Source organism: Escherichia sp. MR (assembly GCF_005280595.1).
Lineage (GTDB): Bacteria > Pseudomonadota > Gammaproteobacteria > Enterobacterales > Enterobacteriaceae > Escherichia > Escherichia ruysiae.
The window spans coordinates 12378-34332 of sequence record NZ_SZVK01000013.1 but is presented as its reverse complement, the minus strand read 5'-3'; the positions used below and the strand labels follow the sequence as shown (position 1 = coordinate 34332).

Genomic DNA, 21955 nt, shown 5'->3' with positions numbered 1-21955 from the left:
GATTAACCAAACTCACGCAGGCGATGAGCCATTTTACGGAAGAACGAATCCTGGCTTTCGTCACGATCCTGTTTGCCAGTGACCACCACCGTCGCGGTGGTGCCCGCAGGCCAGATGTTCTCTTGCTGATTATCGAGACGAATACGTACCGGAACTCGTTGCGCCAGACGCACCCACTCCAGGTTAGAGTCGATAGTCGCCATTCCTTTATCATCGCGCGTACTGCTGGCGTTGGTGACCCCGGCAGCGACGCTATCAACCGTACCTTTCAGCACTTTGTTACTGCCAAGCGGCGTGATCTCTGCGCGATACCCCGGGCGCACCCCTTCCAGCTTGGTTTCTTCCATATAGGCCAGCACATAGAAGGAGTTCTGTTTCACCAGCGCAACCGCCGTTGAGCCACGGGTAATAAACTCACCGGTATAGACGTTGAGGTTGGTCACCCAGCCATCCGCCGGTGCGCGGATCACCGTGCGTTCAAGATCCAGTTTTGCCAGATCGCGGGTCGCCTGCGCTTTCGCTAACTGATGCAGAACTGTTTGTAGTACGTTGTTGGCCTGGTCTATCTCTTCGCGAGACATCGCCTGTATGCCGAGACGGTTACGACGTCCGGCCTCCTGGCGTTTTTCCTGTGCCAGCACCTGATAATAAGCAACATCGGCTTGCGCTTCCTCGAGCGCCTTTTGATAGCGCGGCTGATCGATGGTGAACAGTACCTGTCCTTTTTTCACCAGCTGGTTATCATGAACATTTACCTGAGTAATGAGTCCGGATACGTCCGGCGCGATCGCAACGACGTCGGCGCTAAAGCGTGCGTCACGCGTCCACGGGGATTCGGTGTAATAGACCCAGGCATTAAAAATTGCGATGAAGGCCAGAATGACTAATACGACCGTGATGGCCGTACGGGAGAATTTTCTTATTAGTGTTTTCACTTCAACCTCAAACGAACAGTCGCGATATCAAATAAAACAAGCAGCAATAGAGCGCGGTGTTGAACAACGCCGGATGCCAGACAAAGTCGTAGATACCTGTTGGCACAAGTACCCGGCGCACCAGCCAGAAAATCGCCAGTGATAAAAGCAATTCGAAAAATATCGGTGGGAAGGACAGCCCAAACACCACGATAACGGGAAACAGACTCATGTTGACCTTGGTTGTATAGAGAGAGCAGGCGTTATTATTTTCAGCATCTGTCGCCGCAGAGAAGGGCATGGAAAGCCGGGCGAGAGCAACATTGCTGTAGATTGATATTTAATATATTAGCGTAACTGTTATGCTGTTATCTATATTATGTGATCTAAATCACTTTTAAGTCAGAGTGAATAATGGAACGACTAAAACGTATGTCGGTGTTTGCCAAAGTAGTTGAATTTGGCTCTTTTACCGCCGCCGCCAGACAGCTACAGATGAGCGTTTCGTCCATCAGTCAGACGGTGTCAAAACTGGAAGATGAGTTGCAGGTAAAGCTGTTAAACCGCAGCACACGCAGCATTGGCTTGACTGAAGCCGGTAGAATTTACTACCAGGGCTGCCGTCGGATGCTCCATGAAGTGCAGGATGTCCATGAGCAATTGTATGCCTTCAATAACACCCCCATCGGGACGCTGCGCATTGGCTGTTCTTCAACTATGGCACAAAATGTTCTCGCCGGGCTGACAGCAAAAATGCTGAAAGAGTACCCAGGTCTGAGCGTGAATCTGGTCACAGGTATACCTGCACCCGACCTGATCGCTGATGGTCTGGATGTGGTGATCCGCGTCGGCGCATTGCAGGATTCCAGCCTGTTTTCCCGCCGTCTGGGCGCGATGCCAATGGTGGTGTGCGCAGCTAAAAGCTATCTCACACAATACGGCATACCGGAAAAACCCGCCGATTTAAGTAGTCATTCATGGCTGGAATACAGCGTGCGCCCGGACAATGAATTTGAACTGATCGCGCCAGAAGGGATCTCAACACGACTGATCCCGCAAGGACGGTTTGTCACAAATGATCCGATGACGCTGGTGCGCTGGCTGACGGCAGGCGCCGGCATCGCCTACGTGCCGCTGATGTGGGTGATCAACGAGATCAATCGCGGGGAACTGGAGATCCTGCTGCCGCGTTACCAGTCAGATCCACGCCCGGTTTATGCGTTATATACCGAAAAAGATAAGCTGCCACTGAAGGTGCAGGTCGTGATCAACTCACTGACAGATTATTTTGTTGAGGTCGGTAAGCTGTTTCAGGAGATGCACGGGCGCGGGAAAGAAAAGTAATTTATGTGCGTAAGTCGGTAAGCGCCGCATCCGGCAACCAATGCCTGATGCGACGCTTACCGGCCAGGATAGATTACGCAGTACCGCCAACGGTCAGGTTATCGACTTTAAGCGTCGGCTGACCCACGCCAACCGGCAAACTCTGCCCTTCTTTGCCGCAGACACCCACGCCGTTATCCAGTTTCAGGTCGTTGCCCACCATCGAAATCTGCTGCATGGTTTCGATGCCGGAACCAATCAACGTTGCGCCTTTCACTGGCTTCGTTACTTTACCGTTTTCAATCAGATACGCTTCTGAGGTGGAGAAGACAAATTTGCCGGAGGTGATATCCACCTGGCCGCCACCGAAGTTCGGCGCATAGATGCCATACTCAACGGATTCAATAATTTCCTGCGGGGTCGATTTACCCGGCAGCATGTAGGTGTTGGTCATACGCGGCATGGGCAGGTGAGCGTACGATTCACGGCGACCATTGCCAGTCGGCTTCATACCCATTAAGCGCGCGTTGAGTTTATCCTGCATGTAACCTTTCAGGATGCCGTTCTCAATCAGCACATTGTACTGACCTGGCGTACCTTCATCATCAATCGCTACCGAACCACGGCGATCGACCATCGTGCCATCATCAACCACGGTACACAGTTCAGAAGCCACCAGCTCCCCGACCTGTCCACTAAAGACTGAAGTACCACGGCGGTTGAAGTCGCCTTCCAGGCCATGACCGACCGCTTCATGCAACAGCACGCCGGGCCAGCCAGCGCCGAGAACTACCGGCATGGTGCCCGCAGGTGCGGCAACAGCAGAAAGATTGACCAGCGCCATACGCACGGCTTCTTTTGCCCATGCATCCGCACGGACTTCGCCATCGAGATCGGCAAGGAAGAACTCATAACCAAAACGACCGCCGCCGCCACTGGCGCCGCGTTCGCGTTTGCCATCTTCTTCGACCAGAACGCTCACAGAAAGACGCACCAGAGGGCGCACATCCGCTGCCAGCGTGCCGTCAGTCGCCGCAACCAGAATTAATTCATAGACGCCACTGAGGCTGGCAGTCACTTCCTGTACGCGCTTGTCCGCTTCGCGAGCAACCTTATCGACACGACGCAGGATATCCAGCTTCTCTTCACGGCTCATGCTTTGCAGCGGGTCAACCGAGGTATACAGCGGGCTATGCTCTACCGCGCCCAGCGTCTGTACTTTGCCATCGCCGTTGTCACGCACAATGGTACGCGCCGCTTGCGCACTTTGTTCCAGCGCCAGCAGGCTGATTTGGTCAGCGTAAGCAAATCCGGTCTTTTCACCGCTGATTGCACGCACGCCAACGCCCTGATCGATGTTGTAAGAACCATCTTTAATAATGCGGTCTTCTAAAACCCAGGATTCGTGATAGCTCGACTGAAAATAGAGATCGCCATAATCAAGGCGACGTTCGGTCAGTTGACCGAGGATCGCGAACAAGTCCTGATGTTTCAGGCCATTCGCCGCTAGCAATTGTTCACTTACCAGGTTCAGACTCATCGTTTTTGCTACTCGTTAGTTACTGCGGTAGAGGATTTTTTACGGCTGCCGGATGCGGCGTGAACGCCTTATCCGACCTACGGTTATGTTCCGGCTCGTTGGCCTTTGGCAACGATTATCATAAGAGATTGGGGCAATTACGCGCCCTCGTCAAATCATTGCGCTTTTTCTTTACGCGGTTGGCGCAATACTTCGTTGATTTGCGGATCGTCCAGCGGACCAGAAATGTGATAGCGCAAAATGGAGACTTTGCTCCATAGCGGCCCCAGCACTTTACTGGCGGCAAACACCGCAGCGCCGACAATGGGGTTAACTGCAAAGGCCGCAGCCACCCCCACCGTCGCGGAAATTTCCGGCGCGACAACCGCCTCCATATTCAGATCGCGGCGTACCAGATTCACCGACCCTTTCATGGCGATATCCGCTTCCAGGCCATCCACCAGCGTGTCATCGGTGTGCATAACACCGTCTTTAATCCACGCCGTGCTGCGAATGGAGTCAAAATAGAACCCTTCGCCAAAGGTGTCTCTGAAATCAAAACGCAGCTTACGCATCAGGGCATCAACGCTCAATAAGCGCAGCAATTGCCCGGCATGTCCGGTGCTGATTTCGGTAATTTCGCCTTTGCCCAGTTGGGTATGAATGATGCCATTCAACGTCGCTTCATCCGGCTGCCACGGTGCTTTACGCCAGTGTAAATCGTAATCCACATTAAATGACGACTGGCGTATTGGCGTCGTGACACCAAAAAATTCTGCGGCGGCATCAATTTTCTGGCCGCGCAGTTTTCCTTTCAGCGAGGTGCGTTCATTCCCCGGATTGTTAACCCATTCACCATCGGCAGTGAGTCGCGAGAAACCAGTATCAATCAGTCCATTAGTCAGCGTTAACGTATCGCCGGAAATGGTGATATCGCTGTCGATGCGACCGAATTTTTGCCCCCAGAACCAGCACTCTGCGCAACGTATTTGCGCATCCGGCCAGCCACGAAAGCTAATGCGCCCCGTGGTCGGGAAAGGTGATGAATTCGTTGATTCACCACCGGTTTTTGCCACGTTCGGGTTGTAATAGAGATATTTAATATTTGCCAGCCACGGCGCGTTATTACGCATCGCCAGCGTAGCGTTGATTTCACGCCCTTGCGCCTCAACCTGCGTACCGTTTGCCATCGGCTGCGAGACGATGCTCAGGTTATTCCACTGCTGATTCCCCAATGACAACGCCGGTGTACGCAACGTAATGTGCTGAGGGAAACTCGCCGCGCTGCCAACCTTTTCCGTCGCGCCTTTCTGGAATAGCGCCAGCCACTCGGCGCCGTCCATTGGCGGCATATTTAACTCAACACCACTCTGTTCCGGTAACGGTGGAAGCGTTTTGCTGTCTGCCGCCCAGATGGCGCGCTCAAGCGTCAGCTTTTGACCGAGCAACCAGCGGCTATTGAAATGGTTATTCGTGCCAGCTTGCCCGGTTAATTCAAAGCTGTTGAGATTGCCATCAACCTTAATATTTACAGGTAGCGGTTTACCCGCAGGTTTGGCTAACGGCGAAGGTAAGTGACTACTCACATTTTTCAGATCGCCGTTCAGCTCTACGTTATAGGTCGCGCCAGCATGATAAGGCAGCTCAATGCCCACTTTACCATCCCACGCCACGCTGCCGCTTAACGCTTCGTTCACCGCTTCAGGCAGAACGCCGGTTTTCGCTGGTTGCCAGTTACCGTTGAGATTCACCGCAACCTGATAGGCTTTTGTCCCTTCTTTGGTGGAAAAATCCACGTTCAGTGGCTGGTTAAACCAGCTTGCGGTCAGTGGTTCACTTTGCAGATCACCATTGATAAAGCTGAATTTACCGCTCAAATTTTTCAGGGTGCTGTCGAGGGGTTTGATAAACAGGCTGTTGTTGCGCAGCACCACTTCACCTTTCGCTGTAACCAGTTCGCCATTCAGCGGGATATCGAGATGTAAGCGAGCATTCACATCGCCGTCTAGCTGGAGTTCTTGTAGGGTCGCCCCCAGAGAATCCTTCAGCGGCGTCTCATCAAAGTAAGGACCAACGGCTTTACCCGAACCTTTAATGTCAGCGTCAATAAGCAACATTTCTTTCGAGTAGTCAGGGATCACCGCAGTGAGGTTACTGGCGCGCACACCGCCCAGATTAACGCCATCGGTTTTCATCCATAAACCGTCGTTAATAAAGTCCAGTTCAATATCAAGGTTAGTTAATGCAGGCCAGTCCGGCTGGAAGGCAAACTTCGCGTTACGCAGCGGCACCAGCACTTCAAACTGACCTTCGTTGTGTTTGTAAGGGAAAAGATGTGGATTGCCGCCATAAACCAGGGTCGCGTTATCCGCTTTACCGCCCTGAATTGCGCCACTTAGATAATCGACTAACTCTTTCCCCATCAGGTTTTCCGGGAAATAGCGCCAGGCTTGTGAACCATCATCGGTACTGATGCCAGCCAGAATCCCCAGCCAGGGTTCATCGTTAGCAGGTTGCAGGTAACGAAAACCGCCGCGCGCATGGACGGCTTTGGCTTTAACGTCGATGTTACGCCCATCCAGCTGGAAACCTTTATCATTATTCAACCAGCTTATGGTTGCCTTGCCGTCGGCAATTTCCAGCGGTGCGCGAAATACCGTTTCATAAGGCATTTTCGCCTGCTTCATGGAAGCCGTCAGCAAACCATTTTCTACGCTTCCTGAAAGCGTCCCGGAGAAATGTTCCGCACCCGGCAGTAATTTCCATTGTTTCCAGGCCAAATTGCTCCACGACGCCTGAAAGCGGGTTTTCTCTGTCGCCTGAAGCGGGATATCCAGCGCCAGCGTGTTGATCTTGCCGCTCGGCTGGGTTGAACGCCAGATATCACCCAGCGCAGGTGAAAGTTTCGCTGCTAATGGGCGTATGCCTTCCAGCCCCGCCAGCTCCAGATTGCTGGCGCGAATCCGTAGTTCGTCACTGCGTTTATTGTTTTTCCCGCCAACGTCCTGTTCTGGTGTCCAGGCCAGCGTCAAAGCTCCACTCGGCCAGGGTTTGCCGTCCATCGTGATCCGCGTATCAGGAATGGAAAACTGCCAGCCCGAATGTTCGCGCGTTATGTGCGCAGTCAGATTATCCACCGACAGCGAATGCGTTTTTTTCTCGCCCAGCCAGCTTGCACCGCCCTGTTTCAGCCAGACATCGCCGCCGATCACATCGCCTTTGTCGATGGTCATCCAGCCTTCAAGGGAGAACTGTGCCGTTTCCAGCGCAATATTGTCCTGCATCCATTTACCGAGCCACGGCTTCAGGTCAATGTCATCAGCCTGAAGCCAGACGCGACCATTGCTTAACAGTCCCTCATCATCACGCAGATCCATGCGCACCTGCATCACGCCGTGTTGTCCGGTCAGACTGGAGAGACTTACTTGACCTTCCGCACGGTGTCTACGTGGATCGTTAAGCCAGGTGAGTTGCGGGATCGCCAGTTCAGCGCGCTGACCGGATGGTGTCAGGAAGCTGATTTCGCTATCGCGGAGATCGAAGTGATCGAACTGACGAAGAAACAGATCGCTGATATGGCTGGCTTCCAGGCTATCATTGCTACCACCACTGGTGATGGGTGTATTGGTGCGAAAGCGCAGTTGCCAGAAAGTGAGGTCACGAAACTGCCAGCGCATATGCAGCAGGCTCTGCCAGACATCCAGCGCCAGGGTGACGCGTTTAACCGAAAATTCACCGCCATCTTTCAACTCAGCGCGGATGTCGTGCGCTTCGAGTGTTGGGCCAAAATTTTGCCAACTGGCGGAGAGCTGACTGGCTGCCACCGGCATACCCGTCGCGGATTCAATTTTGTTAAGGATTTCCGGGCGCCAGGCGTCGAGGTGCGGTAAAGCAATACGCAGGCCGCTGACCAGCAGCGCAGCAATCACAACGAGCGCGGCTCCAGTAAGCAGTAAAATCCCCGGCAATCGCCTCACCCGTCACTCCTTGTCTGCTAAAAATGTGACTCAAAAACCCTTTGCCGGATGGCGGCCCAGCATCTGTTTACATCATTACGACGTCAAACTGCTCCTGGTTGTAGAGCGGTTCAATTTGTACTTTAACCTGTTTGCCAACGAAAATTTCCACTTCCGCCAGCGAGTGCGATTCTTCGCCTTTCAAGGCTTCAGCTACTGCCGGGGAAGCATAGACCAGGAAACGGTCAGAGTCGTAAGCATGGTGCACGCGAACGATCTCACGCATGATTTCATAGCATACGGTTTCCACGGTTTTCACCGTTCCGCGACCGTGACAGGTTGGGCATTCATTACACAGTACGTGCTCAATGCTTTCGCGGGTGCGTTTACGCGTCATCTCCACCAGCCCCAGCGCCGAAAAACCATTAACGCTGGTTTTCACCCGGTCTTTGCTCAACGCCTGTTCCAGCGAATGCAGTACGCGGCGACGGTGATCTTCATTATTCATGTCGATGAAATCAATAATGATAATCCCGCCCAGATTACGCAACCGTAACTGGCGAGCGATAGCCTGCGTCGCTTCAATATTGGTATTGAAGATGGTGTCGTCCAGATTGCGATGACCAACAAACGCCCCGGTATTGATGTCCACGGTAGTCATCGCTTCGGTCTGGTCGATAATCAAATAGCCGCCGGACTTCAGTTCTACTTTGCGTTCCAGCGCCCGCTGGATTTCGTTTTCGACATCAAAGAGATCGAAAATTGGCTGGCGTCCGGTGTAATGTTCCAGCTTACTGGTCATCTCGGGAATGTATTCCGAAGTGAACTCAAGCAACGCTTCGTAAGTCAGGCGCGAGTCAACGCGAATACGATCCAGCTCAGCGTCGGCGAAATCACGCAGAACACGCTGCGCCAGCGCCAGTTCGCCGTACAGTTGATAACGGGTCTGTGGACGCTTTTTACGTTCCATCACTTTGGTCCAGACGCGTTTCAGGTAGGCAGCATCGGAGGCCAGCTCCGCTTCGCCAACCCCTTCCGCCGCAGTACGGATGATAAATCCGCCCTGCTCGTCGCAATACTCTGCGACCACTTTTTTCAGGCGTTCACGTTCAGATTCACTTTCAATGCGTTGGGAAACCCCAACGTGAGAAGCCCCTGGCATAAACACCAGATAGCGAGACGGCAGCGTGATATCGGTGGTCAGACGCGCACCTTTGGTGCCAAGCGGATCTTTCACCACCTGCACCATCAGATCTTGTCCCTGACGCACCAGCTCCGAAATATCGCGCACCGTGAACTGCTTTTGTTCTTCACCCGCCACACATTCGGTGTGTGGCATGATGTCGGATGCATGAAGAAACGCGGCTTTATCCAGCCCAATATCTACAAAAGCCGCCTGCATACCCGGAAGTACACGACTTACACGACCCTTGTAGATATTGCCTACTATTCCGCGTCGCGCCTCACGTTCAATATGAATTTCCTGCAGAATACCGCCATCAATATACGCCACTCGTGTTTCCGAAGGCGTTACGTTTATCAACAATTCAGCCGTCATGTTTATCCCTTTTGTCACGCAGTGCGTTAAAATTACTTAATAATTCATACGTTTCAACCAGCGGTAAGCCGACTACGGCGTGATAGCTGCCATTTATCTTCCTGACAAAACAACCACCCAGCCCCTGAATACCGTATGCACCTGCTTTATCTAACGGTTCACCGCTGGCAACATAGCCCGCGATGTCTTCGTCTGTTAACGTTCTGAACGTCACATCGGTGACCACCAGACAATCGAGAATGTACTGGCTGTCTGCCAGCGCCACCGCCGTCATTACCTGATGAGTCTGTCCCGATAATTTGCGCAACATCTGCGCCGCATGTTCTGCATCGCGCGGTTTCTCTAACACTTCCCCATTCAGGACAACAATGGTATCCGCTCCCAGTACTGGGAGATCCTGCGCAGTATGAGCAACACCTGCTTGCGCTTTCTCACGCGCCAGACGCATAACATACTGCTGCGCGCTCTCCTGCGGATGGCGCTGTTCCTCAATGCCCGTAACAATACGTTCAAAGGTCACGCCAAGTTGCGCAAGTAACTCCTGACGACGCGGAGAACCGGAAGCTAAATACAGAGAAGTCATAGAAACCTTTATTGCACTGCAAACTGCTGACGGATTTTGCGCATCAGCAAGAAAATCCACGGCCAGAGCACACCATTGACTACACTACTCCAGAACACTTCGGGTCTGAAAGAGACGTTGATCACTAAAAACTCTGCCCAGAAAACAATAATATCCACTACCAGCGAAAGCAACATGACGACCAGCGCCTGCTGCCATAATGCCAGGTTGCGGAAAAGCTGGAATTTCAGTGCTACCAGATAAGCAATGATACTCATCGACAACGCCCGGACACCGAGCGTAGAGCCACTGATCAGATCCAGTATGGCACCCATCACAAAACCTGTGCCCACATTTACGCGATGGGGCAAGGCCAGGATCCAATACAGCAAGATGAGCAATACCCAGTTTGGCCGGAAAACGATGAGATTATCCGGCCAGGGCATAATTTGTAGTAACAAGGCGATGAGGAAAGAGAGCCAGATAACCCAGCGCCCCTGGCTACGATATCTCGCCACTATTGCCCTCCTGGCGCACGTGCAGGCGGTTGAGCACCACTTTGCGGCGGCGTAGCCCTTTGTGGAGAGCGGTTAGCAGCGGGCTGTGTCGGCGCAGCAGGCGCAGTAGCTGCATTTCCTGTCGTCGGTTGCTGCGGAGTCGGCTGAGCGATCCCCGTTGCCGGTTCAGGTAACTTTGGCCCCATCGCGTCTGGCGAAGGCAATACCTGCGGCATCATCTGCATCAGACGTTCATTAGCAACGCGATGCACCTCTTCCGGCGTCATCGGGTTAGCGCCGTTACGATCTGCGCCCCACAGCAGCAGCAGATAACGCAAACGTTGCAGTCCCGCAGTCGGACGCGCCTGGATCACGGTATAAGCGCGCTGGGTATCGAGTTTCACAGAAGAGACGACCGCCACCGGATAACCTTCCGGGAAGCGTCCACCAAGACCAGATGTCACCAATACATCACCAACACGAATATCAGTATTCGCTGGCAGGTGCTCAAGTTGTAAATCATCAGTACAACCGTTACCCGCAGCAATTACGCGGATATCATTACGGAGTACCTGAATTGGCAGTGCATGGGTCGCGTCGCAAATCAGCAACACGCGGCTGGTCAGTTTGGCGACCGCCACCACCTGGCCAACAACACCTTTGTCGCTGATGACCGGCTGGCCTTCATAAACTCCGTTAACGCTGCCTTTGTCGATAACGACTTGATCGCTATACGGATCGTTAACCGTAGAGATAACCTGGGTCACCATCTTTTGCTCATCCTGGCGCAACGGAGAACCCAGCAGCTCGCGCAGGCGCGCGTTCTCCTGTTTGTATTGTCCAAGCATCAGCAGTTCGCTGTTTTTCAACAGCAATTCCTGACGTAACGCCCGGTTTTCAAGTTCTAGTTGATCACGCGAGGCCAGCGTCTGTGATACGCCATCCAGCAATTCTCGAGGAGCATTGGAAACAAAGTAGAAAGGACTGACGGCGGTATCCATATAGGTACGGATTTGACTAAACATCCCCAGGCGACTGTCGGCAATAATAACGCCGAGCGCCACCAGCACCGCCAGAATAAGGCGAATCTGTAGCGACGGGCCACGGCTAAAAATTGGCTTCATAAGTTATGCGTATTCTCGTATCAGACCAGGCAGGGCAAACAGATGTTCCCCCTGCCTGCATCCGATTACTCTTCGCTGAACAGGTCGCCGCCGTGCATGTCGATCATTTCCAGTGCTTTGCCGCCACCGCGTGCCACACAGGTCAGCGGGTCTTCAGCAACAACAACTGGAATGCCGGTTTCTTCCATTAACAAACGGTCAAGGTTACGCAGCAGCGCACCACCGCCAGTGAGCACCATTCCGCGCTCGGAAATGTCGGAAGCGAGTTCCGGCGGGCACTGCTCCAGCGCAACCATCACCGCGCTAACGATGCCGGTCAGCGGTTCTTGCAGCGCTTCGAGGATTTCGTTGGAATTCAATGTAAAGCCGCGTGGCACGCCTTCTGCCAGGTTACGGCCACGAACTTCGATTTCACGGACTTCATCGCCCGGATAAGCAGAACCGATTTCGTGTTTGATACGTTCTGCAGTCGCTTCACCGATCAGAGAACCGTAGTTACGACGAACGTAGTTGATGATCGCTTCGTCGAAGCGGTCACCGCCAATACGTACAGAAGAGGAGTAAACTACACCGTTCAGAGAGATAACGGCAACTTCAGTAGTACCACCACCGATATCAACCACCATGGAGCCGGTTGCTTCAGATACCGGCAAGCCGGCACCGATTGCTGCTGCCATCGGCTCTTCAATCAGGAATACTTCGCGGGCGCCTGCGCCCTGCGCGGATTCACGAATAGCACGACGCTCAACCTGGGTAGCGCCAACCGGCACACAAACCAGAACTCGCGGGCTTGGACGCATAAAGCTGTTGCTGTGCACTTGTTTGATAAAGTGCTGGAGCATCTTTTCAGTCACGAAGAAATCAGCGATAACGCCATCTTTCATTGGGCGAATGGCAGCAATATTGCCCGGCGTACGGCCCAGCATCTGCTTCGCGTCATGACCTACTGCAGCTACGCTTTTCGGTGAACCGGCACGATCCTGACGAATAGCCACCACAGAAGGCTCATTCAATACGATGCCTTGTCCTTTTACATAAATGAGGGTATTCGCAGTACCCAGGTCAATGGACAAGTCATTGGAAAACATGCCACGAAATTTTTTCAACATACTAAGGGATAATCCTGAAAGCTGGGGCGGAAAAGAAAATCCGCTTACTTTACCAACCACACGCAGCAGCGACAAGGCGCAAAAATCATCTGCTACGGTGAAAATTAGTGCAGTTTGTTTCCTTTGTTACAAATCTCTACCTGAGTCCAGAGAGGCTAAATGCATCAGCATGCATTCCTCGCCTGTTTGCAACTGCGTAAGGTCATTAATCTGCATATGTGCTGCAACAATCTGGCGAACAGACAAGCACGCTCCCGTGAAACGCAGCGCGCGTTATTCTACGTGAAAACGGATCAAACGGCAGGTTAAACCGAGTATCTTTGTGAATATTTTTTCACGTTAGTATCAAGTGGCTGTGAGGACGCAAAAAAATCTCCCTGCCCACCCAAAACCCCACGCTGAATCAGGGTCTGCCACTCGCTTCGCGAACGTACACCAGTAGCGTAAACCTGGGTGTTGGTCCCGGAACACGCTTCTACCATGCTCTGAACCAACAATTGATTCTCTGTTCGCTTCTCAATGTTTCTTACCAGCCCCGGATGGAGCTTGAGTAATTCAACATTAAGTTCTTTGATCCAACGGGTACTTACCAGCGTCAAACCAGCCTGGTTGACGGCGACCCGAGCCCCTAAAGCATTCATCAAACGAATGACAGGTTGCAAGCGACCGATATGTTGACCAACATCAGCCTCTGCAAGTTCAATAATTATGCGTTTTCGCTGTGATTTTTCACACTGCATCAGCGTATCACGTAGCCAACGCTGGAAACGCGGTCGAATCAACGACTCAACGGTGACCTGAATCGCCAGATTTTCTTGTGGCCAATAGCGTAACAGCGGGATGAGGCGACTGACTTGCAGACGGTCATACTCTTCCGATAAGCCAAACTGCAACACCATCGGCATATATTCCGCCGAACTGACCTCTTCGTTACCATCAAAGATACGACACATCAGTTCGCGATGATGAACCAGCCCTTCACGAGTAACCGCCGGTTTTTGATAAAGACGCGGGCCTCCGCGACTCAGCATTTGCTCGATGAGCGTCCGCCAGCGAACGTTACCGCGTCCTTTTTCAGGTAACGAGTCATCGTAAATAGCCCAGCTATTGCCGCCCTGTAATCCCGCATTGCGCGTGGCGGATTCCGCATGTTCCATCACCTGTTCGGTATCCTGCCCGCTACGCCAGGCACAGATGCCGATGTGAATCATATCATCACGATCGAGCATTTTATTCGTCGGTAAGGTATCGACCGCCTTGATCAATTGCCCGGCAATGCTCTCCGCCTCTTTTAATGTCCGATGTGGCAACAGCACGGCGAAATCGCTACGGTGATAACGCGCCAATAGCGCCCCGGGATAACGCATCATAAATGTCGATAACAGATTTGTCAGGGTAAAGAGCTGTTCTTCAACCTGGCTGTGCCCCCAAGTGTCGCTCAACATATTGAAATCCGGCAGGCGGATCATCATCACGATCCCGTGAGTACCCACTTTCTCCTGATCTTCCAGTAACGTTGCTAACTGATTATCGAAAAAAAGTCGGTTATTGAGGCCGGTTTTGATGTCCTGAGCAGCATAGGAGCGGATCAGTGTATCAAGACGACTGTGCTGTTCGCGTGCGTTCTGAATTTCACAAAGCAGCGTATCCAGCGCACTGCTGGTTCTGGGCGGCCATTCATAGATGGTTCCCAACACATTCGAGCCACGCTCGCCATTTAAAATACGTGTAGCGCGGGTTTCCAGCAATTCTTGCCCGGCAAGTTGCCGCTGTAACCAGCGTACTGCCAGGAAGAGCATAATAATGATAAATCCAATCGCACCGGTGAGCGGTGCGGTGGTCATCAACGAGTGGAAATAGTTGCCCATCGGGTCCTGATAAACCAAACGCAGCGACATCCCCGGATGTTTAATCAACGGCACAGTCAGTTCGCGAAACAGATCGCTGGTTCCCACCGGACGGTAACTACCATTGCGGGACTGGGTATAAACCTGTTTTTTATCGTGCAAAAGATCCACGCGAACGATATCCGCAGACATCATCAGTTCGCTGATTTGTGGCCTCAACGTGCTGAAGTCATTCGACACAAGGTGGGTATCGATCGCCGTCGCCACTGCCTGAACACGATGACTAAACTTATACTGAATGGCGTTATAGAAACTAAGCGAGCAGCCCAGCAGGGTCACAAAAATTGTTAACCCGGTGAGCAGCGTGACAAAGGCCGAAAATTTCGTCGTTAATCTCATCCTTGTGTTAACTCCGATAGTGAGGACGCGGGCATACTAGCAAATCAGATTTATCTCGCAATTTATTGCGCTTCATCGGCTTTGCTTTTCCATTAGCGAGTATAGTCTTCAGAAATTATTTTCCAATCCATCATGCACATGAGGATCTCTTATGCAGGCGTTACTTTTAGAACAGCAGGACGGTAAAACCCTCGCATCTGTACAGACTCTGGACGCAAGTCGCCTGCCGGAAGGCGATGTGACGGTCGATGTCCACTGGTCGAGTCTGAATTATAAAGATGCGCTGGCGATTACCGGTAAAGGAAAAATCATCCGTAATTTTCCGATGATTCCTGGTATTGACTTTGCCGGAACTGTACGCGCCAGTGAAGATCCTCGTTTTCATGCCGGTCAGGAAGTGTTACTGACGGGTTGGGGCGTCGGTGAAAACCACTGGGGCGGGCTGGCACAACAGGCGCGCGTAAAAGGTGACTGGCTGGTTGCGATGCCGCAAGGTCTGGACGCGCGTAAAGCGATGATTATTGGTACTGCCGGGTTTACCGCCATGCTGTGCGTAATGGCACTGGAAGATGCCGGTATTCGTCCGCAGGATGGCGAGATTGTGGTGACGGGCGCCAGCGGCGGCGTCGGCAGTACGGCTGTGGCGCTGCTGCATAAGTTGGGTTATCAGGTCGTTGCTGTATCTGGTCGCGAAAGTACCCATGAATATCTGAAAAGTTTAGGAGCCAGCCGTATTCTGCCCCGCGATGAGTTTGCTGAGTCCCGTCCCCTGGAAAAACAACTCTGGGCAGGCGCAATTGACACTGTTGGTGACAAAGTACTGGCGAAAGTGCTGGCACAAATGAACTACGGCGGCTGCGTGGCGGCTTGTGGTCTGGCGGGTGGCTTTGCTCTGCCAACCACGGTAATGCCGTTTATTCTGCGCAACGTCCGTCTGCAAGGAGTGGATTCAGTCATGACGCCACCAGCTCGTCGGGCGCAGGCCTGGCAGCGTCTGGTCGCCGATCTACCGGAATCATTCTATTCACAAGCAGCAAAAGAAATCTCACTGACAGAGGCACCGAAGTTTGCCGAAGCCATTATCAATAACCAGGTGCAGGGGCGCACTCTGGTAAAAATAAGTTAAGATTTCGTACAAAATAATTTACATATAACTAACAAATTTTAGCAGCACTTTGACATTCTCCCTGCCATAGTAATCAGGAGCATACCGGGAGTCTGTTATGAAAAAAATTCGTCAATTTACAGAAGCCGATGTCACTGCCGAATCGGCTTTTTTTATGCAACGTCGGCAGATTCTGAAAACGTTAGGCATCAGCGCAGCTGCACTTTCTCTGCCAACCACTACACATGCCGACCTGCTTAGCTGGTTTAAGGGCAACGATCGTCCGCCCGCGCCAGCCGGGAAGCAGCTGGAGTTTAGTAAACCTGCCGCCTGGCAAAATAACCTGCCGCTCACGCCGGAAGATAAAGTTTCCGGCTATAACAACTACTATGAGTTCGGGCTGGATAAAGCGGATCCAGCGGCAAATGCCGGCAGCCTGAAAACCGATCCGTGGACGTTGAAAATCAGTGGTGAAGTCGCCAAACCATTAACGCTCGACCATGACGCCTTAACCCATCGTTTCCCGCTGGAAGAGCGGATTTACCGTATGCGCTGTGTGGAAGCGTGGTCGATGGTAGTACCGTGGATTGGTTTCCCGCTGCACAAATTACTGGCACTGGCGGAACCAACCAGTAACGCGAAATACGTCGCCTTCGAAACCATTTATGCGCCGGAACAGATGCCAGGCCAGCAGGATCGGTTTATTGGCGGTGGCCTGAAATATCCTTATATAGAAGGATTACGTCTCGACGAAGCGATGCATCCACTCACGCTGATGACCGTCGGTGTCTATGGCAAGGCGCTACCGCCACAAAATGGCGCACCGGTGCGACTGATTGTGCCGTGGAAATATGGCTTTAAAGGGATTAAATCGATTGTCAGTATTAAGCTGACCCGTGAACGTCCGCCAACCACCTGGAATCTGGCAGCGCCCAATGAATATGGCTTTTACGCCAACGTCAATCCGCATGTTGATCATCCCCGTTGGTCGCAGGCCACCGAACGTTTTATTGGTTCAGGTGGCATTCTGGATGTACAACGCCAGCCAACGCTGCTGTTTAACGGATACGCCGATCAAGTGGCGTCGCTTTATCGTGGCCTGGATTTACGGGAGAATTTTTAAGTGCGACTGACAGCAAAACAAGTGACATGGCTGAAAGTTTGCCTGCATCTTGCCGGATTTTTGCCGTTTGTCTGGCTGGTATGGGCAATTAATCATGGCGGATTAAGCGCCGACCCGGTGAAAGATATTCAACATTTTACCGGTCGGACTGCGCTGAAATTCTTGCTGGCGACCTTATTAATTACGCCATTAGCGCGCTATGCTAAACAGCCCTTATTGATACGCACCCGCCGCCTGCTGGGTTTATGGTGTTTCGTCTGGGCAACGCTGCACTTAACCAGTTATGCCTTACTGGAACTGGGCGTGAATAATCTGACGTTATTCGGTCAGGAATTAATCACCCGACCTTATTTAACGCTCGGAATTGTCAGTTGGCTGATTTTACTGGCTTTAGCATTGACTTCCACGCAGGCGATGCAGCGAAAATTAGGCAAACGCTGGCAACAGTTGCATAACTTCGTCTATCTGGTCGCGATCCTGGCTCCCATACATTATCTGTGGTCAGTGAAGATTATCTCACCACAGCCGGTTATCTACGCCGGGCTGGCTTTATTACTTTTAGCCTTACGTTTTAAGAAGTTCCGTCAATGGTGGCGCTAATTTCATGAACTGTGCGGCTTGTTGCAAAATGCGCGGCGTTGAAAGTTATTTACATGTTAGCTGTTGATTATCTTCCCTGATAAGACCAGTATTTAGCTGCCAATTGCTACGAAATCGTTATAATGTGCGACTTCGTTCTCCCTAACGCGGTTTTTAAGCTGCGGAAAAGGTGACAATGGCGCAACGAAGGTATATTTTGTTTTTTGCCGGAGGATAGCAGCAGATCGCTGCACAATGTCCGTCAAGTCTCACATTGACGCTCTGGGGCAAAATAGACCGGCGTCCCGGTCAGCTGGAATTTATCGCTATGCATACAGCTGTCGGGGCATACGCTTTACAGACGGCGGTGAAACGCCTGTCACAATCACACTAAACAAAGAGTACGGAACCCACTCATGGATATTCGTAAGATTAAAAAACTGATCGAGCTGGTTGAAGAATCAGGCATCTCTGAACTGGAAATTTCTGAAGGCGAAGAGTCAGTACGCATCAGCCGTGCAGCACCTGCCGCTAGTTTCCCGATGATGCAACAAGCTTACGCTGCACCGATGATGCAGCAGCCAGCTCAATCTAACGCAGCCGCTCCGGCGACCGTTCCTTCCATGGAAGCGCCAGCAGCAGCGGAAATCAGTGGTCACATCGTACGTTCCCCAATGGTTGGTACTTTCTATCGCACCCCAAGCCCGGACGCGAAAGCGTTCATCGAAGTGGGTCAGAAAGTGAACGTGGGCGATACCCTGTGCATCGTTGAAGCCATGAAAATGATGAACCAGATCGAAGCAGACAAATCCGGTACTGTGAAAGCAATTCTGGTCGAAAGTGGACAACCGGTAGAATTTGACGAGCCGCTGGTCGTCATCGAGTAACGAGGCGAACATGCTGGATAAAATTGTTATTGCCAACCGTGGCGAGATTGCATTGCGTATTCTTCGTGCCTGTAAAGAACTGGGCATTAAGACTGTCGCTGTGCACTCCAGCGCGGATCGCGATTTAAAACACGTATTACTGGCAGATGAAACGGTCTGTATTGGCCCGGCTCCGTCAGTAAAAAGTTATCTGAACATCCCGGCTATCATCAGCGCCGCTGAAATCACCGGCGCAGTAGCAATCCATCCGGGTTACGGCTTCCTTTCCGAAAACGCCAATTTTGCCGAGCAGGTTGAACGCTCTGGCTTTATCTTCATCGGCCCGAAAGCAGACACTATTCGCCTGATGGGCGACAAAGTGTCTGCAATTGCAGCAATGAAAAAAGCTGGCGTTCCTTGCGTACCGGGTTCTGACGGCCCGCTGGGCGACGATATGGATAAAAACCGCGCCATTGCAAAACGCATTGGTTATCCGGTGATTATCAAAGCCTCCGGTGGCGGCGGCGGTCGCGGTATGCGCGTTGTGCGCAGCGACGCTGAACTGGCGCAGTCTATCTCCATGACCCGTGCGGAAGCAAAAGCTGCTTTTAGCAATGATATGGTTTACATGGAGAAATACCTGGAAAATCCTCGCCACGTCGAGATCCAGGTACTGGCGGACGGTCAGGGCAACGCTATCTATCTGGCGGAACGTGACTGCTCCATGCAGCGCCGCCACCAGAAAGTGGTCGAAGAAGCACCAGCACCGGGCATTACCCCAGAACTGCGTCGTTACATCGGCGAACGTTGCGCTAAAGCGTGTGTTGATATCGGCTATCGCGGTGCAGGTACTTTCGAGTTCCTGTTCGAAAACGGCGAGTTCTATTTCATCGAAATGAACACCCGTATTCAGGTAGAACACCCGGTTACTGAAATGATCACCGGCGTTGACCTGATCAAAGAACAGCTGCGTATCGCGGCAGGTCAACCGCTGTCGATCAAGCAAGAAGAAGTTCACGTTCGCGGCCATGCGGTGGAATGCCGTATCAACGCCGAAGATCCGAATACCTTCCTGCCAAGCCCGGGCAAAATCACCCGTTTCCACGCACCTGGCGGTTTTGGCGTGCGTTGGGAGTCTCATATCTACGCTGGCTACACCGTGCCGCCGTACTATGACTCAATGATCGGTAAACTGATTTGCTACGGTGAAAACCGTGACGTGGCGATTGCTCGCATGAAGAATGCGCTGCAGGAGCTGATCATCGACGGTATCAAAACCAACGTTGATCTGCAGATCCGCATCATGAACGACGAGAACTTCCAGCATGGTGGCACTAACATCCACTATCTGGAGAAAAAACTCGGTCTTCAGGAAAAATAATTGTGACGCGCGGTGTTTTCATCGCGCTTAACAATGAATGCATTAACGCCGGGCCTGTTAACACTGCCCGGCGTTTTTATTGCCGCTAACGGTAACCTGCAATTTCCGTTTTTAACGCAGTAATTTCAGCATCGCCATCAACAATTCCCAGCTCAAAGCTGTATGTCTTTGTTTCCCCTGGCTCAATAAAGGGCAGACGCCCCTGCGCTCGTTCTTTATCGCGCCCATCAGGGAAACTGTTGCTCACTTCCAGTCCCATAACATATTCGCCTGCACCTAAATTTTTCCACTGGATAAAATTGGGTAGCTGCCGGGTGTCGAATTTTTCGTAAATTCCCCATCCCAGTTCGGCATTCACCAGCGCAACCTTACTCATTCCGTCATCGTCACTATTCAACGTGAGATAGTAAACCTGCTCGTCAAAACCTGGCTGCGGGGCACAAATCTCCAGATGGTTGGCTAACCCTTCCACCGCGCGCGGAGTCCGTGGCGTCACGCTTTTCGCTGACAGCAATATTTCGGCCCGTGGCGATAATAAAGGCCAGCCATAATTAAAGTGATAGAGAATTTGTAGCGGCTGGCGGGTGAAACCTTGATTAGTAACCCTGTCTTCAATGCGCAGCACATTTTCGCCATAGCGGCAGCGAATGGTTCTCTCAAGCGTCAGATTTTCACCGAACAGCCGCGTTTCCCGCACTTTGCCATTGATGATAAATTCAATACCGTCGTCGGTTCGTTCTGTGCGATACCCCACCTCTTCAGCTGGTGTCGCAGCCAGGCGCCCATGTAATCCTAACATTTCACCATTATCCTCACAGGGCGTACCGATGTAGCTTAACCCGCAGGTGGTTAATAATCCCGCATAGAAGCTACGCAAAAAACCGTTGCCATGCGGCTCAAAAAAAGCTGGCGCGACGATGCCGTTGGGGGTGATGAAAGAAAGCGCCGTGTCTTTATAGCTGGCCCAGGCAATGTCCAGCGCACGATCTTTTACCACCGTAAACGCCAGCCCCGCACCTGTGCGGACATCAAACGCTTCCGTGCCCTTTGCTCTGCCACTACGTAATTCATAGTGTTTAATCCCGGCAACCTGCGAGAGATCGCCTATCCACGGCCATATTTCATTATTCATTGCGCGGCTTCCCGAATAGTCATGCTATGGCACTGGATAAACGCTTCGATCTCCGCCAACCGGGAAGTCCCTTCCATCGGGCCGCGTCGGGTTACCGCCAGTGCACCGCAGGCGTTGGCGTATTGCAATGCCCGATGGGCATCAAACCCTAGCTGGCGGCAGGCAATCCACGCACCACCAAAGCAGTCTCCCGCACCGGTTGGGTCAACTTCTTCCACCGGATAGCTCTCAACATGAAACTGCTCATTCTCGGAGTAGTAACTGGCACCTTGATTGCCGCGCTTCACAATCACCTCTTTAACACCTTCTTCAAGAAAACCAGCGATTGCACGCTCCGGCGTCGAATGTGGCGACAAGAGCAACACTTCGCCCTCGCTGGGCATATAGATATCCGTTAACTCAAGAACAAAGTGGAGGGCGTCGCGCATTTCTGGAATATCGAGCATCTCTTTCCGAATATTAGGGTCGAAAGAAATAACACCACCATTTGCTTTAACGATGGTTACTGCTTTTTTTACTGCGTCTACCATATGAAATGAAAACAGGGATGAGCCCATAATATGAAAATGGGTACAGTCCTTCAGAATATTTTCATCAACATGCTGCGCTGATAATTTACCGCACGCGGCATTCTTAATGTTAAAAATAAAATCACGGTCGCCTGACTTATGATACGTCACAAAAGCACTACCGGTAGCTTCCAGAGGTAAGATGGAAATTCCCCGGATATCAACACCATCAGCCGCCAGGCGATGAATATTAATATCGCCAAAACCATCATTCCCCACACAGCTAATGATACCGCATGGAACCCCCAGACGTGTTACCTGGTCAATAAAAATAGCAGGCGCGCCACTGGGATAAGGGCCGTTCCAGACACCCGGTTGGTCAAATGGCTGGCCGATTTTACTCGCCATAATTTCAACCAGAATTTCTCCAATTGTGAAGACCTTATTCATAT

19 protein-coding genes are annotated in these 21955 nt (G+C 52.0%); 7 read left to right on the top strand and 12 right to left on the bottom strand.

Going from position 1 to position 21955, the window contains the following annotated elements; translation table 11 throughout:
• Positions 1-2 precede the first annotated feature (2 nt).
• Both aaeA and aaeX read right to left on the bottom strand, forming a co-directional pair.
• Positions 3-935, bottom strand: coding sequence for a p-hydroxybenzoic acid efflux pump subunit AaeA (aaeA, locus tag FC814_RS08050; protein WP_000854026.1), 933 nt, complete (start codon positions 933-935; stop codon positions 3-5).
• Between the two features lie 7 nt (positions 936-942).
• Positions 943-1146, bottom strand: a complete 204-nt coding sequence (aaeX, locus tag FC814_RS08045; RefSeq protein ID WP_000051841.1) for a p-hydroxybenzoic acid efflux pump operon protein AaeX — start codon at positions 1144-1146, stop codon at positions 943-945.
• Between the two features lie 182 nt (positions 1147-1328).
• On the opposite strand from aaeX, the gene aaeR reads away from it, so the two are divergent.
• Positions 1329-2258, top strand: a complete 930-nt coding sequence (aaeR, locus tag FC814_RS08040) for an HTH-type transcriptional activator AaeR (RefSeq protein WP_000440317.1) — start codon at positions 1329-1331, stop codon at positions 2256-2258.
• 73 nt (positions 2259-2331) lie between these two features.
• Here the strand turns inward: aaeR and tldD are convergent, their stop codons facing one another.
• The 7 genes from tldD to mreB all read right to left on the bottom strand — a co-directional run bounded on the left by tldD (position 2332) and on the right by mreB (position 12562).
• Entirely contained in the window at positions 2332-3777 is a 1446-nt protein-coding gene (tldD, locus tag FC814_RS08035; RefSeq protein WP_000055925.1) for a metalloprotease TldD, read from the bottom strand.
• Positions 3778-3932: 155 nt separating this feature from the next.
• On the bottom strand, positions 3933-7733 hold the full coding sequence (yhdP, locus tag FC814_RS08030; protein ID WP_137325786.1) for an AsmA2 domain-containing protein YhdP: 3801 nt from the start codon (positions 7731-7733) through the stop codon (positions 3933-3935).
• Between the two features lie 67 nt (positions 7734-7800).
• Positions 7801-9270: a ribonuclease G gene (rng, locus tag FC814_RS08025; RefSeq protein ID WP_113411969.1), complete on the bottom strand. Its 1470-nt coding sequence runs from the start codon at positions 9268-9270 to the stop codon at positions 7801-7803.
• Positions 9260-9853 (bottom strand): nucleoside triphosphate pyrophosphatase YhdE, encoded by a 594-nt coding sequence (yhdE, locus tag FC814_RS08020; RefSeq protein ID WP_000203083.1) that lies wholly within the window; start codon positions 9851-9853, stop codon positions 9260-9262. The genes rng and yhdE overlap by 11 nt, the downstream gene beginning before the upstream one ends.
• Before the next feature lie 8 nt (positions 9854-9861).
• The gene (gene mreD / locus FC814_RS08015; protein WP_000135265.1) at positions 9862-10350 is read right to left on the bottom strand and encodes a rod shape-determining protein MreD; all 489 of its coding nucleotides are present in this window, start codon (positions 10348-10350) and stop codon (positions 9862-9864) included.
• Positions 10350-11453 carry a rod shape-determining protein MreC gene (mreC, locus tag FC814_RS08010; protein WP_000802526.1) on the bottom strand — a complete coding sequence of 368 codons (1104 nt, stop codon included), beginning with the start codon at positions 11451-11453 and terminating at the stop codon, positions 10350-10352. The genes mreD and mreC overlap by 1 nt, the downstream gene beginning before the upstream one ends.
• A gap of 65 nt (positions 11454-11518) precedes the next feature.
• On the bottom strand, positions 11519-12562 hold the full coding sequence (gene mreB, locus FC814_RS08005) for a rod shape-determining protein MreB (RefSeq protein ID WP_000913396.1): 1044 nt from the start codon (positions 12560-12562) through the stop codon (positions 11519-11521).
• 159 nt (positions 12563-12721) lie between these two features.
• Between mreB and FC814_RS22830 the strand changes: the two genes are divergently transcribed.
• The gene (locus tag FC814_RS22830) at positions 12722-12871 is read left to right on the top strand and encodes a hypothetical protein (RefSeq protein WP_016159494.1); all 150 of its coding nucleotides are present in this window, start codon (positions 12722-12724) and stop codon (positions 12869-12871) included.
• On the opposite strand, the gene csrD is transcribed toward FC814_RS22830, so the two are convergent.
• A complete protein-coding gene (csrD, locus tag FC814_RS08000; protein ID WP_001241425.1) occupies positions 12868-14808 on the bottom strand; it encodes an RNase E specificity factor CsrD in 1941 nt (646 codons plus the stop codon). The two genes, FC814_RS22830 and csrD, sit on opposite strands and share 4 nt — an antisense overlap.
• Before the next feature lie 151 nt (positions 14809-14959).
• Here csrD and FC814_RS07995 point away from each other — a divergent pair, with 151 nt between their 5' ends.
• The 5 genes from FC814_RS07995 to accC all read left to right on the top strand — a co-directional run bounded on the left by FC814_RS07995 (position 14960) and on the right by accC (position 19862).
• Positions 14960-15934, top strand: a complete 975-nt coding sequence (locus FC814_RS07995) for an oxidoreductase (RefSeq protein ID WP_032226573.1) — start codon at positions 14960-14962, stop codon at positions 15932-15934.
• A 97-nt stretch (positions 15935-16031) separates the two neighbouring features.
• Complete coding sequence (gene msrP, locus FC814_RS07990; RefSeq protein WP_137325785.1) at positions 16032-17036, top strand: protein-methionine-sulfoxide reductase catalytic subunit MsrP; 1005 nt, start codon at positions 16032-16034, stop codon at positions 17034-17036.
• Complete coding sequence (msrQ, locus tag FC814_RS07985) at positions 17037-17636, top strand: protein-methionine-sulfoxide reductase heme-binding subunit MsrQ (RefSeq protein ID WP_001240072.1); 600 nt, start codon at positions 17037-17039, stop codon at positions 17634-17636.
• Between the two features lie 395 nt (positions 17637-18031).
• Positions 18032-18502 carry an acetyl-CoA carboxylase biotin carboxyl carrier protein gene (gene accB / locus FC814_RS07980; RefSeq protein WP_000354618.1) on the top strand — a complete coding sequence of 157 codons (471 nt, stop codon included), beginning with the start codon at positions 18032-18034 and terminating at the stop codon, positions 18500-18502.
• Positions 18503-18512: 10 nt separating this feature from the next.
• Entirely contained in the window at positions 18513-19862 is a 1350-nt protein-coding gene (gene accC, locus FC814_RS07975; protein WP_000884623.1) for an acetyl-CoA carboxylase biotin carboxylase subunit, read from the top strand.
• A gap of 85 nt (positions 19863-19947) precedes the next feature.
• Here the strand turns inward: accC and FC814_RS07970 are convergent, their stop codons facing one another.
• Positions 19948-20994: an aldose 1-epimerase family protein gene (locus FC814_RS07970; protein WP_137325784.1), complete on the bottom strand. Its 1047-nt coding sequence runs from the start codon at positions 20992-20994 to the stop codon at positions 19948-19950.
• Positions 20991-21953: a sugar kinase gene (locus tag FC814_RS07965; protein ID WP_032226579.1), complete on the bottom strand. Its 963-nt coding sequence runs from the start codon at positions 21951-21953 to the stop codon at positions 20991-20993. Before FC814_RS07965 ends, FC814_RS07970 begins: the two co-directional genes overlap by 4 nt.
• Positions 21954-21955: the final 2 nt, after the last annotated feature.

Excerpts from the sequence above, each read along its gene's own strand:
- rng (WP_113411969.1), bottom strand. The coding sequence starts at position 9,270 with ATGACGGCTGAATTGTTGATAAACGTAACGCCTTCGGAAACACGAGTG.
- FC814_RS22830 (WP_016159494.1), top strand. The coding sequence starts at position 12,722 with ATGCATCAGCATGCATTCCTCGCCTGTTTGCAACTGCGTAAGGTCATT.
- FC814_RS07995 (WP_032226573.1), top strand. The coding sequence starts at position 14,960 with ATGCAGGCGTTACTTTTAGAACAGCAGGACGGTAAAACCCTCGCATCT.
- FC814_RS07965 (WP_032226579.1), bottom strand. The coding sequence starts at position 21,953 with ATGAATAAGGTCTTCACAATTGGAGAAATTCTGGTTGAAATTATGGCG.
- csrD (WP_001241425.1), bottom strand. The coding sequence starts at position 14,808 with ATGAGATTAACGACGAAATTTTCGGCCTTTGTCACGCTGCTCACCGGG.
- mreC (WP_000802526.1), bottom strand. The coding sequence starts at position 11,453 with ATGAAGCCAATTTTTAGCCGTGGCCCGTCGCTACAGATTCGCCTTATT.
- aaeR (WP_000440317.1), top strand. The coding sequence starts at position 1,329 with ATGGAACGACTAAAACGTATGTCGGTGTTTGCCAAAGTAGTTGAATTT.
- accB (WP_000354618.1), top strand. The coding sequence starts at position 18,032 with ATGGATATTCGTAAGATTAAAAAACTGATCGAGCTGGTTGAAGAATCA.
- tldD (WP_000055925.1), bottom strand. The coding sequence starts at position 3,777 with ATGAGTCTGAACCTGGTAAGTGAACAATTGCTAGCGGCGAATGGCCTG.
- yhdE (WP_000203083.1), bottom strand. The coding sequence starts at position 9,853 with ATGACTTCTCTGTATTTAGCTTCCGGTTCTCCGCGTCGTCAGGAGTTA.
- mreB (WP_000913396.1), bottom strand. The coding sequence starts at position 12,562 with ATGTTGAAAAAATTTCGTGGCATGTTTTCCAATGACTTGTCCATTGAC.
- msrP (WP_137325785.1), top strand. The coding sequence starts at position 16,032 with ATGAAAAAAATTCGTCAATTTACAGAAGCCGATGTCACTGCCGAATCG.
- aaeX (WP_000051841.1), bottom strand. The coding sequence starts at position 1,146 with ATGAGTCTGTTTCCCGTTATCGTGGTGTTTGGGCTGTCCTTCCCACCG.
- accC (WP_000884623.1), top strand. The coding sequence starts at position 18,513 with ATGCTGGATAAAATTGTTATTGCCAACCGTGGCGAGATTGCATTGCGT.
- FC814_RS07970 (WP_137325784.1), bottom strand. The coding sequence starts at position 20,994 with ATGAATAATGAAATATGGCCGTGGATAGGCGATCTCTCGCAGGTTGCC.